The 14,603-nt window shown below is 38.6% G+C and carries 15 protein-coding genes; 5 read left to right on the top strand and 10 right to left on the bottom strand.

Annotated elements, in window-relative coordinates; translation table 11 throughout:
- Positions 1-158: 158 nt before the first annotated feature.
- The 3 genes from ACRD6K_RS07225 to ACRD6K_RS07215 form a co-directional block, all read right to left on the bottom strand.
- Positions 159-866 (bottom strand): N-6 DNA methylase, encoded by a 708-nt coding sequence (locus ACRD6K_RS07225; protein WP_430972716.1) that lies wholly within the window; start codon positions 864-866, stop codon positions 159-161.
- A gap of 53 nt (positions 867-919) precedes the next feature.
- Entirely contained in the window at positions 920-1,834 is a 915-nt protein-coding gene (locus tag ACRD6K_RS07220) for an ArdC family protein (RefSeq protein WP_430972715.1), read from the bottom strand.
- Between the two features lie 449 nt (positions 1,835-2,283).
- Complete coding sequence (locus tag ACRD6K_RS07215) at positions 2,284-2,748, bottom strand: DUF6573 family protein (protein ID WP_430972714.1); 465 nt, start codon at positions 2,746-2,748, stop codon at positions 2,284-2,286.
- Positions 2,749-3,037: 289 nt separating this feature from the next.
- Here ACRD6K_RS07215 and ACRD6K_RS07210 point away from each other — a divergent pair, with 289 nt between their 5' ends.
- The 5 genes from ACRD6K_RS07210 (at position 3,038) to ACRD6K_RS07190 (ending at position 6,571) form a co-directional block, all read left to right on the top strand.
- Complete coding sequence (locus ACRD6K_RS07210; protein WP_430972713.1) at positions 3,038-4,042, top strand: helix-turn-helix transcriptional regulator; 1,005 nt, start codon at positions 3,038-3,040, stop codon at positions 4,040-4,042.
- An 80-nt stretch (positions 4,043-4,122) separates the two neighbouring features.
- Entirely contained in the window at positions 4,123-4,824 is a 702-nt protein-coding gene (locus ACRD6K_RS07205; protein ID WP_430972712.1) for a hypothetical protein, read from the top strand.
- An 11-nt stretch (positions 4,825-4,835) separates the two neighbouring features.
- A complete protein-coding gene (locus ACRD6K_RS07200; RefSeq protein WP_430972711.1) occupies positions 4,836-5,120 on the top strand; it encodes a hypothetical protein in 285 nt (94 codons plus the stop codon).
- Between the two features lie 19 nt (positions 5,121-5,139).
- On the top strand, positions 5,140-6,114 hold the full coding sequence (locus tag ACRD6K_RS07195; protein WP_430972710.1) for a zinc dependent phospholipase C family protein: 975 nt from the start codon (positions 5,140-5,142) through the stop codon (positions 6,112-6,114).
- Positions 6,115-6,121: 7 nt separating this feature from the next.
- On the top strand, positions 6,122-6,571 hold the full coding sequence (locus ACRD6K_RS07190) for a hypothetical protein (RefSeq protein ID WP_430972709.1): 450 nt from the start codon (positions 6,122-6,124) through the stop codon (positions 6,569-6,571).
- Positions 6,572-6,669: 98 nt separating this feature from the next.
- Here the strand turns inward: ACRD6K_RS07190 and ACRD6K_RS07185 are convergent, their stop codons facing one another.
- From ACRD6K_RS07185 to mobC, 7 genes are all read right to left on the bottom strand, one after another.
- Complete coding sequence (locus ACRD6K_RS07185; protein WP_430972708.1) at positions 6,670-7,653, bottom strand: nucleotidyl transferase AbiEii/AbiGii toxin family protein; 984 nt, start codon at positions 7,651-7,653, stop codon at positions 6,670-6,672.
- Positions 7,650-8,375, bottom strand: a complete 726-nt coding sequence (locus ACRD6K_RS07180) for a DUF6088 family protein (RefSeq protein ID WP_430972707.1) — start codon at positions 8,373-8,375, stop codon at positions 7,650-7,652. The genes ACRD6K_RS07185 and ACRD6K_RS07180 overlap by 4 nt, the downstream gene beginning before the upstream one ends.
- Before the next feature lie 233 nt (positions 8,376-8,608).
- The gene (locus ACRD6K_RS07175) at positions 8,609-9,040 is read right to left on the bottom strand and encodes a nuclease-related domain-containing protein (RefSeq protein ID WP_430972706.1); all 432 of its coding nucleotides are present in this window, start codon (positions 9,038-9,040) and stop codon (positions 8,609-8,611) included.
- A 26-nt stretch (positions 9,041-9,066) separates the two neighbouring features.
- Positions 9,067-9,375: a hypothetical protein gene (locus ACRD6K_RS07170; protein WP_430972705.1), complete on the bottom strand. Its 309-nt coding sequence runs from the start codon at positions 9,373-9,375 to the stop codon at positions 9,067-9,069.
- 19 nt (positions 9,376-9,394) lie between these two features.
- A complete protein-coding gene (locus ACRD6K_RS07165; protein WP_430972704.1) occupies positions 9,395-12,766 on the bottom strand; it encodes a P-loop NTPase fold protein in 3,372 nt (1,123 codons plus the stop codon).
- 324 nt (positions 12,767-13,090) lie between these two features.
- A complete protein-coding gene (locus ACRD6K_RS07160) occupies positions 13,091-14,005 on the bottom strand; it encodes a relaxase/mobilization nuclease domain-containing protein (protein WP_430972703.1) in 915 nt (304 codons plus the stop codon).
- Between the two features lie 22 nt (positions 14,006-14,027).
- Positions 14,028-14,396, bottom strand: a complete 369-nt coding sequence (mobC, locus tag ACRD6K_RS07155; RefSeq protein WP_430972702.1) for a plasmid mobilization relaxosome protein MobC — start codon at positions 14,394-14,396, stop codon at positions 14,028-14,030.
- Between the last annotated feature and the right edge of the window lie 207 nt (positions 14,397-14,603).

Genomic DNA, 14,603 nt, shown 5'->3' with positions numbered 1-14,603 from the left:
AGAATTGACCTGCAACGAATAAGGGCAAGAGTCGAATGGGAGTGAGATTTACATGCTCTTGCCCGTTCCGTTGAGCGTAAATAACTTTGCCTGCAATTTTAAATGGAGTGGTTTTATCTATCAAAACCATAACAAATAAAAAAGGGGCATTGCCGCCCCTAGAATTCAAATAATAATTGCTGTCCTGCTCCCAAACTTGATTTCGGATTATCTACTGGCTCAAGCTTCTTTTCCGGTATTCTCAGAACCATGTAACTTTCTGCTTCAGTTATCTCGCGGACATAAGGTACTCCGTGTTCCGGGTGAAGTTCAATCCGCCAACCAGAATAAAAGCGGTGGGCCAGCGTGTCCATCCAGCAAACTTCACCTAAGAGTCCGGTCAAACAAAGGTTAATTACGCACATCATCGTGCAGGTTCGGTCAATATCGGCTCCGAAAAACAAACAGTCGCGTTTTATTTTCGCTGCTGCCAGCAGCATCCGGCCGGAACCGCAGCAACAATCGGCAACCCGCTCTCCAAAGCCGGCGGGATTTAACATCCGGGCCATCATCTCACAGACCGGTTCCGGAGTAAAGAATTGCCAGTTGTGACCATGACTGATATATTCCATATAAAAGTCACCGAAGCCGTCTTTCAGGCCTGTTTGTTTATTGTCCATTTCAAGGACTAACGCCCCAAAAGCTTCGGCCATCAGGTAGGCATCCGGCTTCTCGTAATTCCGGACAATTTCGTGGTACCTATCTTCTTTTGCACCTAAGGATAAGGCGCAAACTGTCATCTCAAGGAAATCATCAAAAACAGAATTCAAACCGTACTTGTAAGCGATTTGGAGAATATACTGGGAAAACCTTTTTAACTGATTCATAATCGTTGATTTTATGTGTTCAATTGTGATTACTTGCAATGAAAAAGCGAAGGCTAACTTGCCTTCGCTATCTGTGGAACTAACTGGTTACTGCCAGCCGGTCGCGGTTCGGATTGATGTTCCAGAATGTAATCGATAGCTTTCTGAGCCATAGAGGACGCAATCAACAGCATCTTCTTATCTTCCTTAAACTTGCGAATCCAGCTTTTGATGTATGCAGCGCTGTTATCTATCGTAGCATTTTGGATACCTGTCAGGTAACATAGAAAGGACGCTCCCATCTCGGCTACAAGCTCTTCGAAACTGTAGTCCTTGGAATTGAATCGATGATCGGGTAGTTTTTCATGTCTTCCGGTTCGGTTGATATGCCCCGTTGCGTGGCAACATTCATGGTATAGAACGGCGTAAAACTGTTCATCCTTAAAAAAGGTTCGTGGATTGGGCATTCCAATATAATCCCCTGAAGGTGAATAGAAAGCATGTGATTGGTCAAACCTGATCTCAGGATAATCTGTCCAACACTCGATGACTCGTTCTGCCTGCTCAATCGGATCAAAATCATGGTCATGAACTTCTGATGACGGTATCTTACTTTCGTCAATACCTTCGGTTTGTTTCAGGTTGAAAACGGTGTAATACCTCAGTAACGGAACTTGGTCAATACTTCCGTCCTTTTCTTCTTTTTCCAATATCTTCCAGAAAACAACAGGAAAGCCCTTCTCCCCTTTCAAAACATGACCTCCAAGTTCTTTGACCTGGTTAAAGGTGAGGAAATACGGTGATCCGAATTTATCAGCAACAGTCAGTAATAACCAGAAATTGAATCCCCGGTAAACTTTACGGTGAATCATATTCTGCGGTAAACCGTTTTCTACATTCCAAGGCATCTGCCACGGAATAACACCTTTTTCCAAACGTTCAATAATCAGGTTGGTAACCATTTCATAAATATCAAATGAAGATCTCATAGGAATTTGCTGCTGCCCTGCAGACTTATTTTGGCACCCTCTGTAACCAAGGGAATCTCTGGCACGCCATTAAACTTAAATTTTTGGCGTACCTCAATTGAGCTGTTCCGGATTAGGTCAACGGGGTGCATGTCATTCCGATAATAATCGGAATGAACGCATCCGAAGGAAACGAGCCACGAAAAGCGAGTTCCCCTTTACCGTTCCGGGAAGCGTAAATAACTTTGTCAGAAATTTGAGTGTAATAGATAAAATATAACCAACAAAAAGAATATCTAAGAAACAGCGTCTTTGGCTTCCACTAAACCGATGGAAGAACGAAACGAAAAAACGAGAGCATGGAGTCGAGTCTTTAAATTGAAATCATATGTCTGGCAACTGACGCCCAAAGAGTCACGATCCAACATGCCTTAAAATACGAACAAAAAAAGGGGAAATTCCCCTTTCGCTCAATCTTCCCCTGGCAGCATGATGAAAATTGCTGGAGCCGGATTATCAATATCATGAGCTGAAACAACAGCCTTCAAAGTAACCAACCGGGTTTCTGGCTCCGATTGAAGTTCCCGTTTCTCATTATCCATCCAACTCATATCTGCCGGAAGCTGAAACAATACCTTGAAAAACAAAAGTGCACCACCCTTTGACTTTCCTGCCAGGACAGCAAACATGAACAATAAATCCCACAACCGACCATCCAAATCCTGATGATCCATACCATCAGGTTTCTGAATGTACCGGTTCCAGACTGTTCCGGTCATGAGCACCGGGTAAACAATTCCTGCTTCTTCCGAAATTTGGCTATCAACTGGGACCAATACACCATCAGCAAGAGCTTGCTTGGTTGTGTAAGAAGAAATAATCTGAAACTCTTTTGACATGTAAAACACCCCTGCCCTGGGGATTTTTGTTGGCATCTGGCTCGCCGGTTAAACTCAAATTTTGAGTTTCTACCATTGAGCTGTCACGGATTAAGGCAAGGGGAACGCGAGAGCGGGATTCATATACCCTTGCTTGTTCCGGGAAACGATCAATAACTTTCGGCAAATTTGAGTAGAAATGCTATTGAATAATTTCCAACCTATACGTACTAACGATTTATTCGAAATAAACAGATCCCGTGGATAACTCCTTATTTAAAAACATAATTTATTCATTTTTTTTCGTAAAATTAACCAACTAATCAAGCGCTTAAATAAAATTAATATGGCTATATCTAAGCACCCTTTCGGGAGGTACCAGATCATAGATCGTGAACTTGGGAGAAAAAACTGGGTAAAAACAAAGGAACTGAAGAAAACTATCGAGCAGGAATTATCTATCCGAGTTTCGGAAAGGATGATTAATGAAGATATAAATGCGATGAAAGATGATCCTCTTCTCGGATACAATGCCCCGATCGAATATAATAGATCAAAGAAGGCATACTTTTATACCGATAAGAACTACACAATAAAAGCTTTTGGACTAAAAAACGAGGATATCGAAGCTTTAATGTTTTATGCAAAGACTATTCACCAATATCGGGAATACGAAGTATTTAAAGATTTCACTAATGCAATTGAGAAAGTTCTCGACGCAGTCACAATCCGGAAAGGAATTTCAAATCTCCAACATGTCAGAACAGTTGTACAAACAGAGCCTATCCCAAGGTTGACCGGAAATGAACAGATTCCAATTATTATTCAGGCTCTGGATACCAATAAGAAAATTGAGTTTGATTATAAAAAATATGACGATTCAGTACCCAAAACGGTTAAATTGCATCCATATCTACTAAAGGAGGATAGACATAGATGGTACCTGGTTGGGCAAAAGGAGAATCAAGATAAACCAACACGAGTCTATGCTTTAGACAGAATGACAACACCACGGATTTTGGAGGAAAATTTTGTTCCCAAAGAAATTGATTTCGAAAAACACTTCGCGCATTCATTTGGAATCACTGTCACCGACGAGCCCCCGATTGATATTATTCTGTCTTTCACACCATACCAAGGCAACTACCTAAAAACACTCAAAATTCATCCGACACAGCAAACGCTGCTTGACAATCATAAGGAATTCCGAATTTCGATTAAAGTTTCTCCCAGTTGGGAGTTTTATGAGAAAATTCTGGGCTACGGTAATAGCGTTAGAATTATCTCTCCCTCTGAAATCATTAATGAGATTAGGTCTAAATCAAAACAGGTCTACGACCTATACAAATAATTTCAAAAAAAATCGATCGCGAAATTCCATTGCGTGATCATTATTTTTCTTTGTAAAATAGAAACTAAAAATCAACACCAATGAACATTAAAAATTTAGCAATCATACTTTCTTTACTTATATTTTCGAGCTGCGCCTCTATCCCCAAAGAGGTCGTAAGTTTATCTCAGACCCTTGGAGAAGATCTAAAAATCTTACACAAGTCACATATCAATGCTGTCGGTATATATTTCGACAAAATGGAAGAACAGATTAATACTTTCGTTGATAAAAAATATGCTCCATTCGTCATTCATTATGTATTAAGCTCTGAATTACAAAGCTATAAAACAGGCACCCCCTCGCTATATGGAACTATTGAAATTGCAGGACAAAAAGAAGGAGAAAAAGAAGCAAATGACGCACTTGCAGTTATGATGGATTTTCAAGAAGCCGCTCGAAGCCAAATAGAAACCAAGCGGGAAGACCTACTATCTCCTCTTGAAAAACAAAAAAGCGAGATTCTTAACGCGGTCAATCAATCCTATGAGAGCGCAGTATATGCCAACTCTTCAATTACTGCTTACTTGAAGTCACTTCGTAAAGTTAAAGAAAGCCAACAAGAAGCACTATCGATGGTCGGATTGAGCGGAGTTGACACAAAGATAACAGAATCTATGTCTAACCTTTCGGAACAGATTGAGAGGGCTGTACAGAAAGGAAAAGAGATCGACGTAAAAAGCGACGATGCATATCAACAGTTAGAAGAAGTATCGAACCAGATAAAAAAAATTATCAACTAAAATAAAACACGATGCAAAACAATCGATTTAAGAAATTATTCGCAGAAGCTGACTCTGCATTTAACGGTGCATACAAAAGCGAACTAGACTTTCTGCTGGGGTTGTCAAAAGCCGAGATTGATTCTTTGACTCCTGGAACAACCGACTCACAAGTCTATTTAGCACTAATAAAAACAATAGAAGAAGCATCAAAGAACAACATCAGCCAAGCTGATTTAATTGGCAACATCAAGGATTTAGGAGAGGTTGCTATTAAGATCGCTAAAAAAATACCGCAATTCGCAGCTTTACTATAACTCCTAAAATAATATCTGTATGGCCAGTGGACTGACACATATCTTGTTAACAAAGAAGCTACAAGACCATCTTCAGGATGGTGATTTGAAAAATATTCTTGCTTTTGCAGCAGATTCCTTTCAGGTAGGTGCTGTTGCACCCGATCTCCCTTACGCTAGTATCGTCGACGATGATTTCTTCTTTTCTAACGAGAGTTCGTTAGCCGATGATTTTCACTATCGGGCAACTAATCAAATTCCCCTTCTATCGCTGAAAAAACTCAAAGAGTTAAATGGAAAGATTGAAACGGAACTAAATTATCACATGTTTTCTTTCTTCTTAGGCTATATTTCCCACGTTGTCGCTGATGGAATTATCCATCCATTCGTCAGGGACAAAGTCGGAGAGTATAACGAGAATCAGGCCGCACACCGTTCTTTGGAAATGCAATTAGACGTGCTGTTCTTTGAAGAACTAACAAAAAAATCAGGCTTTGCATCCGAGCTAAATTATACGAATATGCACGATGAACTGGAAAACTTCTTAAGCTTAAGTTACAAAAACGATATCGCCCATTCCTTCAGCGAGCTTATAAATACAGTTTACCAGCAAAATTATTCTATCGACAAAATCTTAGGTTGGATAAAAGGACTACATCGTATGTTTGAGATTGCAGAAGGAGACCATCCAAGATTTTACCGGGTTCTGGAAGCAAATTCTTTCACGTATAGAAACAGAGCCGATATTGATTTCGACAATGCGACCAAATTGAATAAGCCGAAAGATAGAGCAAGTAATTTCCTTAACACAAGTGAGATTAATTTTTTTGATGATTGTCTTCCACAATACTTCAAAAGCTTTGTACCTATTGCAGAAAAGGCCTTCGAATATGTATTCCAAAAGGGGATGGTGCTAAATGAACGGGATATTCCAGCCATCAACTTAGATACAGGTAGACTATTACCTTCAAATAACTTAGATACAATACCCGCCTTCTGGGCAACAAAAAACTAAAATAGCCATGAGAAAGAGATACATTTTACTAGTGATCATAGCTTTGTTGATTGCAACGGTTAGCAACGGACAAACAAAAGTAAAGAATAAAGAACTGGTAGAATTTGTTACTGACTTATCTTCTTCCAATAATAAGCTTCGGGGAAAATTGATGCTGTTTGGGCCATTCAAAGGTGATCTATCGAACTTAACCTACGAACAGTATTTGCAATTTTTGAAAGAAAACGAAAGCGTCTCTGATAAAGGACTGTCGGAATCAATACGAAGAGCAGATCAACACCTATTTATTTCAAAAAAGAACTCTTTCCTGATTGCGATTTATTCCCAAAAACTTAATGCTGTGTTATACGATGACTCCAATTCCGCCCACACAGATTCAATCAAACAGTTAAAAGCAAATGAGGCCGTTCCAAACCTTAAAGAGTTTATCAGTAAAACAAATTTCAGTGATCAATAAAATACTAATCAGCAACTTAAATTGAATGTTGATTAATTCATCTAAGTTTTTCTACACGACGTAAAAATAATGCCTCAAGAATAATCCAGATTGGAAGTTCAATTACCAATCTGGACGTCCCACTTAATAGATGCCAATCTGCTCTTTATCCGATGCAGAGTGTCAAAAACATCATTCCCTTCGGGCAGAATGCCGTAAACCATGGTTTTAAAATCCCCGGTATATGTAGATCTCAATTCTTTCCAGACGTTGTCCAGATCTTTAAACATCAACGCATCTTTGGGATGGTTAGCAAGCCAGGTATTATTGTTCTTGAAACTTTGCACATCATCGTGCCCTACTCGTAGCAACAGGCTATCAAATTCATCACTATCCAAAAAATTGGAGAATGCCTCGTCTTTCAAAAGCTGGTGCAAATCATAACAATGTCGAATTTTGTTTCTCAGGGCAACTATCGGTGCATCATCATAGGAAAAACGCACCAGACTCATTATTTTTTCGCAAAGAGTGCGCTTTGGATCTAAAACTCGTACATCAAAAGGCATGAGCCCATTGTCTTTTGCAATGTTATCCTGCCCGTTATTCAACATCATTTGTCCAACCAAGGAAATTATAGATTTGGTCGTAAAAGGTTCAAAATATCCTAACCAGGTTGCCTCAATAATTATCACATCGCGTACCTGACCGTAGTCACCTTTGAATTCTTTGCTATAAAAGTGAGCCGTTTTTCGGTTCATTCCCCTTTTCTGTGTCAATCCGTCGATCTGTACTTCCGGCAAAGCCCCATCAACAACCTTCCCGATGGTTTTAATCTTTTTGGAAAGTTGATTACTCGTTTCTTCTTCTCTTCTGAATACGACAAGGTCAATATCTTCCGAAAAACGTTCAATCATACTGTAGCATTTGGACAAAGCCGTTCCACCTTTGAAAACGGTTTCACCACCTATTTCGTCATTGAAAATCCTATAAAGCGCAAACGTCACCCAATAGTCCTTTTCAATATAAATGGGCAGAATTCCCATTTGGTCGGAAGTAAATTGGATTGCTTGCCTAAACAATCTTTTATTTTCGTGTAGTTTCATTCAATGTTCCAATTTTGGGCATTTGGAAGAGCTTTCAAAGCCCCAGGAAGCGAGTATTTTGTAATCGGATTTAGCGTTTTGCGCAATTTATCCGTTGGTGTTTCATTCTGCAATTGCTCCAACAGTGCCCCCAGTAAAGCCCTTGTTGAAGGTGGATATTTCAAAGCCAATCGAGCAAGACTACTCTGTTCGTCATTGGTAAGACCTTTAACAATAGCCGACAGCCTCTTTATGGAAGCCTGAACTGTTGTATCCGGAATTTTCTTGATGTAGCGCATAGCGTCCAATATCTGCAACAGCGGGATATTCTCTTTGGTAATGGTATTTTTCTGACGGATGAATGCGATGGTATAGCGTTCCCGTTTAAAAGATGCTCGGGTTTCATTTTTTCCAATCTGAATGATACTCCCTACCTGTGTCGTCAGCCCTAATTGGTTATAAATACTGTACCCTGTCAGATACCCGACAATCTTTCCATTTTCTTCCAGCATATCTTTCACCACCTGCTCCTGAGGGGGCAATAATGTACCAAAAGGTGTAGCTTCAGGTTTATAATATTTACCTTTAGCAAGCTTAGCAATCTTGCCAGCAGCAGCCATACGATTAAGAGCTTTAACAACAGCTTCTTTACTATCCACCTCGTCCATAAAATCCTCATAGGTGAAAACATAGCCCCTAGTCAATCTATTAATCTTACTTGCAATATAATCAGTAGCTTTCATATCACTATTACTATCACAAATATAAGTAGTTTGTCCAGTTTATTGATTAAAAAACTGGACATTTTTTGAATTATCCTTATTGGTGAGTACCTTGAGGCCTCAAAGATACGCACCATAAAACCTTCTGGTGATTTCACTCAAGACACATGAGTCATTTTATCTTTGGTGATTAGTCAATCATATATTTTGACACCCAAAGTAGTGCTCCTTTGTAGCATGTACCACATCACGACTTAATCAAATACACGATTCTTCCCTAGCATATTGTTGATCGTATTAATGCGCCGAATCTGAATCTCCGGACTCTCCCCTACTTTAACGACATGTTTAAGAAAGTCTATAATTTCCCATTTACCGGTGTAAAGTGCAGGGGTCCCAATTTTCATCAGAATATCGAGCACTTCTTCTACACGCTCTGATTTTGTCAGGTAAGTATCCTGCGGAACAAAACTGATATCTTTTAATTCGCAATTACCACAAAACACTACAACTGAACAAAACGGTATGTCTTCAAATTCCGCAAGTCGACTTTTCAATGCTTTGACATGGTTGATTTTCTGCAGAATCGGATTGTAAACGCGATACTTTTCCCGCCCGTAACCAAGAACATGGGGCCACTGGTGCTGCTTCCCCGTTCCATATAGCCAACCGCTGTATTCCTTCACTTCGAAAACGATAATCCCTCTCTTAGTTATAGCGACACATCAAATTGTGAGAAATATCCAGTTTGTTTCACCACATACAGATCGTGAAAGATTTCTTGCGCCAGTATTCCTCTTTTCCGCAATCTTAAGATCAAGTCACGCTCGCTTCTGGTTCCTCTCTTAAATGTCGTTACCGATTTGATTAAATTGTGATCCCGGATAATTCGGTAGATCCGAATAAAACCAACAAGAAGAACGATCGCGAAAACCAACCACAATACAGCAATACCATATTCCTCAAAGAACTGCTGCTGTGTAGAACCAAGTTTTACTATTTCAGCTTTGTCAATCGGCATGCTTTGTGGTAAAATTAAATTACAATTTTAACTCGGACTTACTGTCCGAAACTTCTATTTTAAGATAGCCTGCTATTTTCATTAGTCCTTCTTTTATCGAGTTCTCTGAGTTACTGCAATGTCGAAAAATATCTTCTTTTACAACTTTACCAAACTCTTTATCAAATTTAGGGCGGTGTACTTCCAAAAGAGACACAACAAAATGTAGTTGATCTGTATCTATCTGATCTCTCAACATATTCTCAATTAATAGTTGAATTTCAACATTCTTCGCTTGTGCTATTCTCTTTACATCTATAAACTCCTTGTTAGCCTCAAAAAATGCAGCTGCGCAATTTCTCAGATTATCTTCAACCAACTTGGTTACATTACTCTTAAATTGAGCTAAAAATGCCTGGTCTAACAAAAATCCCAATATAGTCCATTTGCTCAATTGCCATTCAGATGGCTTCAATTTGCCATCAAACCAATTATTCACAAATTCTAAAATACTTTCATAGTAAGCTTTATCCAGCCTAATTCCATCTCTCTTATTGAGATCAACAATCATTTCCAATAAATATGTATCCTCTCTTATTGCTTCATCCCAATCATTTTTATTCAGCTGCTTAACAGAATCATAAATTACTTGAGCGTCATTCATAAAAGGAATTAAATAATACAACTCCTCACAATTTTCAATAATATTAATTTCATCTAAATTATTTATTTCTGTTACAATATTGGTTTCACTAACAAATCGTTTTGCAATTTCTGACATTTCGACATCATCATCGTTTTTAGTAAGCTTGAAAACCTTTAAATATCTATTATATGCATCATCTCCCTCAAAAAAACGACCCTCGGAACTTAATATATTTTTCAAAACATCAATCATAAGTTTGTTGCGCTCATCTCCAATTAGATTCCACAATAATCTAGAATCGGTACTGATTAATTCATCATGAATTCTTTTAGCATTTGATTCATTGCGTGTATTCCAGAAAGCTCTCAGTTGCTGCATTCCTGTTGCAGAATTACCCACAGCGCTTAAATTTAAAGAATGCAAATCCCCTGTATAATATTTTGCCAATAAGATTGAAGCATAAAAAGATGAATCTCTATCTCTTCTATTATAAACATAGTTGTAAAAAGCACTATTATGCAAAATCTCAATCAACTGACCATTTACATCCTCATTATCAAGACATGATAATTTATAAATGACTTTTAAGGCGTCTATTGAATGACTTTGACCACTCGGAGTCCCATTATTCCAAATGATATGATTTTTCAGCGCTAACACAAAGTCTCCCCACTGCTTATGCCCAACTTTTGCTAATCCTTCTACAACTATGTCGAGATCATCTGGCAAATCTGAGTTTTGAGGAATTTTCTTTGCTAACTCACTAGAAAGAGATTCGTCAGGCAAAAACCACTTTATCCAGTCATATTGTTTTGAATACTTAAACCATTTTATCCAATTATCAACATTCAATTGACTAATAGTATATACTGTTTTATCCTTTTCTTTAATTAGTGGATTAGCTTTGTTTATAAATTCAACGTAGCGATCAACATCAAAGTTTAGATCACCAAATTGGTTTTGCAAATGGCTTACTAGTTTCTTCCAATAATCTTTAAAAGAGTAATTCTCCGGTGATAGAAACGACAAAAATGCAAGGTGATTTTCCAATACATTATGACCTTCAAACTGAATTTTTGATTTTTTGAGAGTATTAACAAAGGATCTCAGCTTGTGGCTATCCTCATCACCGATTGATTCTTTTATGACAGAAGTGTATTGAAAAAGCTTTCCATTACTACTTCTTAGATGATGATTAAATACAAACCAAAATCCATCGCGATGAATCTCAACAAGATTTTTAAGATATCTTTGGTCCCCCTTTTCAAGCGCATCCTCAATTTCCGGCTCCAACAAAAGTTGCTGACCAATTTTAGATGATACACCAAAGCTTAATCCGGCTAAATCTTTAATAATAGTATCCGGTAAATTTGCCAAGTGATAATCCTGGGGTATATCACCACTTATTAATCCCTCTTGAAGTTCTTTTACGGTGACCCTTTTAATAAACCTTTGAATTGCGTAATAGGCTAAACTATCAATTGGCTTCTTGTCTTCGTTTGCCAGCAAAACAACTCCCAACTGATTTATATATGTTTTTATTTCACGAGGTGTTGGTATATCCTTCAGATCGTCGCGTGTCAATTTCAATACATTGATAACACTTTGAACTCCTCCAAACTTTTTACCAAACGCTTTTTCTATCATTTCTCGACAAAACTCTTCCCAATCAGTAAATACAGGTCGGGGAACTTCAAATCTCAATTGAAAACATTTATCAAAAAAACTCTGTGCGCAACCTATAGTACCATTAGTCCATAGCTTTGATAATCCATCTAAATCATAAGGCACAATTATCCAAATATTACCTGCATGATACTGTTTCTTACTATCTGGATTTCTTTGCTTCAAGAAAGTCTGCAATGTAGACCAAATTCTCAAAGACACTTCGGCATCAATACGGTCTAGATTATCAATAACCATCAACAGCTGCTTTTCTTTATTTTTTTCAAATGATAAGGATAGTATCTCGTCAAAGTAACCTTCAAACTCGATTGACGAACGTTCTTCATCTTCTGATATTTCCTGCGTTGTCTCACTCTGTCCTTCACTAACTAAAAAAGACCAATTCTCAGGATCATTCCACATGCCTTTCTCAATTTTGATCTTTACCAAATTGACTAACGCAACAAGAAGAGGAGCAATCGCTAGAATTGTTCCAATGATGAATCTCCAGTTAAATCCATATATGAAATTTAAGCTTACCTTGGTAATATCTATTGTTGAAACAATTGCAGCTCCTAATGGTACAAAAAAAAGCGAGAGGGACAACCATTTTCCAAGAGCAGTAACCTGCCTGGAATACTTCGACTTTACAGTCTTCTTTCTGTTGGAAATTCGCTCTTTCAAATCAGCCAAGTTCTCGCCACCAATTACATCAATTAAAGATTCCAGAAAAACACGTCTTAAGGGATCTCCTTCGTGTGCCCAGGCATCAAAATAGAAATATTCAAAATCACTTTCTGGTAGTTTAGATTTTAATAGAGATATAACTGTTGATTTACCACTCCCCCAATCCCCCTCTACTCCAATGGTTTGTCCTTTTCCTTTGTTGTTCACCAAGAGCTTCTTAATAGCATTAGCTACATTCTCATGTGTTTTGTGTTCAAAAAGATCCTCTTGGGACGCTTCTTCAACTAATGGGGTAAAGTTTGTCGTCATCGTTATTTTGGGTATTAAATTTTCAATATCCTTCTCTCTTAAGTTATCCTCTAGATCCAGACCAACTTGTGAAGAGGATCTATTCGGTTTAGGTAAACAGTACATGCTTTCCTTTCATTCCAAAACATAAAAAGTCAATCCTCATCCAATAAGCTTTTACTTTGTCGTCGACGATCTCCCCCTTTTTTTAAAATATCCGTCGAAACTTCTCTTTTGTGAAGATTCTTTGTTATAGGCCACAAAAATTCTGGAAATCCACTTCAGGTAAATTAGCATCTACAAGATACTAATAAAGTGTTATCAAACAGTCCTTCAATTTAACAAAGTTTTCAACAATCGTATTATGCACAATTAATTTAAATAGTATTGCTTTGTTCAAACTAAGCCAATTAAATTTTCACAATTGTATTCAATTAAATGTATATAGCTTTAGAGCTTCCTTCCTTTTCCATTTCTCTTAATACCTTTATGCTTCTTGAGATATTGTTTCGGATTTTCCCTGCCCTGCTCGTAACTAAACATCAAAACTTTCAACAGCTCCCTTTTGAAATTTTCAGGGAAACTAAGCCCCTGGGTCAAACTGAACTTGACTTCCTGATTTAAATTCCGCTCTGCGTAAAAATTCGGGCGCTCGCCAAATTCAGAAAGTCCAATTGGATAGCGAACCGGACTACCAGTACCATCCGTTACAAAAGCGGCATACCCCTTTCCGAAAGGACGAATTTCGATGTTAAACATTTCGAGAGCCTGCTCATACATCACTTTCGAATTGATAAACTCCATTTGATTAAGCTGTCCAAACAAACTCTCCAGGTTTTGCTTCAGATTTCTGCTCGAACTGGAAAAGCGATAGTTGAGTTTCTCTGGTTGATCATCTTTGCTAAGCCCATATTTCTGCTCCAAGGATTTGATAAAACGTTGCGTCTTTTTCCGCTCATAGTTGTCTTTGATCTTCTTACCTGTCTCAGAATCGATACGTGTAGAAATAATATGAAAATGTATCCGGTCAATATCGGCATGTTTGTACACCAGGTACGGCTGATTCCCATAGCCCAAGTATTCCATCAGCTTGCCAATCTCATTTCTGATACCGGCATCTCCCAGCCTCACCAAATCGCTCACAGTCGGATTCACCGAGATATGCAGCCCCGGCTTTTTCACCCGGGTATTGCGCACTTCGATTTCCTCAAAGATCCTGCACCGGTCATTCTTATCGCCCCAAAAAGGATTAACTACAGGCATATTTTGACAATGGTAAAACGAAGCTTTCTGCCGTTCAACTTTTCGCTCATTGTAGAACAGGGCATTCTTAGTGCTGCAGGCCTGATGGATTTTAATAATCATACTTGATCCCTTCTGCTAAGATTTACCGGAGGTGTTTTTGCAAAAGAATCAGGCAGTCCCGCATCCTGTCAAAGGCCTGTTTAAGAAGCTGCCTATCCTGATCACTCATTCTGTAACCAGAGAAAGAATTCATGCGCTTGGAGAGCTGGTTCAGGTTCACGCCGATCTTATTGAGCTCATAGTCCAGACTTTTCAGCTGCTCCGCTGTCTCTGCATCCAGGGAAATCTGCTTCCGCTCTACTGTCTTGAAAATCCGGCTACGCAGGTAGTCACTCCGGCAAGCATACTTTCCCCGTTTAACCCAGGAATCAAGCCGAAGCTTTTCTTCCGGAGTCATTAATAGTTTAACAACTATTTTACGTTTCTCCTTGTCGGTTAACCTGGGGCGCATCGATTATCAATTGGTAACTTCTTGCTTTTTGAGAAGGGAATGCATGATGCCTTTGGGGAATGTCTCCCGACGGCGTCGGGTTCAGGATGAAAGGTTTTTATGGCCATAAAAACACATCTTGCATTCCCCTCTTTCTATCAAGATTTCCCTTCTGAATTTCTTCTTCGTTTCATCGCTGAACGGGGCAAAAGAAAGGGAAACCTGACT

It is taken from the genome of Sunxiuqinia rutila (genome assembly GCF_050589705.1).
Taxonomy (GTDB): Bacteria; Bacteroidota; Bacteroidia; order Bacteroidales; family Prolixibacteraceae; genus Sunxiuqinia; species Sunxiuqinia rutila.
Note: the sequence above shows the minus strand (reverse complement) of the source record. Positions and strands in the feature narration are given on the sequence as shown.

What these genes read in the sequence shown, in the direction of transcription:
- ACRD6K_RS07190 (WP_430972709.1), top strand. Translation starts at nt 6,122, where the DNA reads ATGAGAAAGAGATACATTTTACTAGTGATCATAGCTTTGTTGATTGCA.
- ACRD6K_RS07185 (WP_430972708.1), bottom strand. Translation starts at nt 7,653, where the DNA reads ATGAAACTACACGAAAATAAAAGATTGTTTAGGCAAGCAATCCAATTT.
- ACRD6K_RS07180 (WP_430972707.1), bottom strand. Translation starts at nt 8,375, where the DNA reads ATGAAAGCTACTGATTATATTGCAAGTAAGATTAATAGATTGACTAGG.
- ACRD6K_RS07225 (WP_430972716.1), bottom strand. Translation starts at nt 866, where the DNA reads ATGAATCAGTTAAAAAGGTTTTCCCAGTATATTCTCCAAATCGCTTAC.
- ACRD6K_RS07205 (WP_430972712.1), top strand. Translation starts at nt 4,123, where the DNA reads ATGAACATTAAAAATTTAGCAATCATACTTTCTTTACTTATATTTTCG.
- ACRD6K_RS07165 (WP_430972704.1), bottom strand. Translation starts at nt 12,766, where the DNA reads ATGTACTGTTTACCTAAACCGAATAGATCCTCTTCACAAGTTGGTCTG.
- mobC (WP_430972702.1), bottom strand. Translation starts at nt 14,396, where the DNA reads ATGCGCCCCAGGTTAACCGACAAGGAGAAACGTAAAATAGTTGTTAAA.
- ACRD6K_RS07170 (WP_430972705.1), bottom strand. Translation starts at nt 9,375, where the DNA reads ATGCCGATTGACAAAGCTGAAATAGTAAAACTTGGTTCTACACAGCAG.
- ACRD6K_RS07195 (WP_430972710.1), top strand. Translation starts at nt 5,140, where the DNA reads ATGGCCAGTGGACTGACACATATCTTGTTAACAAAGAAGCTACAAGAC.
- ACRD6K_RS07220 (WP_430972715.1), bottom strand. Translation starts at nt 1,834, where the DNA reads ATGAGATCTTCATTTGATATTTATGAAATGGTTACCAACCTGATTATT.
- ACRD6K_RS07215 (WP_430972714.1), bottom strand. Translation starts at nt 2,748, where the DNA reads ATGCCAACAAAAATCCCCAGGGCAGGGGTGTTTTACATGTCAAAAGAG.
- ACRD6K_RS07160 (WP_430972703.1), bottom strand. Translation starts at nt 14,005, where the DNA reads ATGATTATTAAAATCCATCAGGCCTGCAGCACTAAGAATGCCCTGTTC.
- ACRD6K_RS07210 (WP_430972713.1), top strand. Translation starts at nt 3,038, where the DNA reads ATGGCTATATCTAAGCACCCTTTCGGGAGGTACCAGATCATAGATCGT.
- ACRD6K_RS07200 (WP_430972711.1), top strand. Translation starts at nt 4,836, where the DNA reads ATGCAAAACAATCGATTTAAGAAATTATTCGCAGAAGCTGACTCTGCA.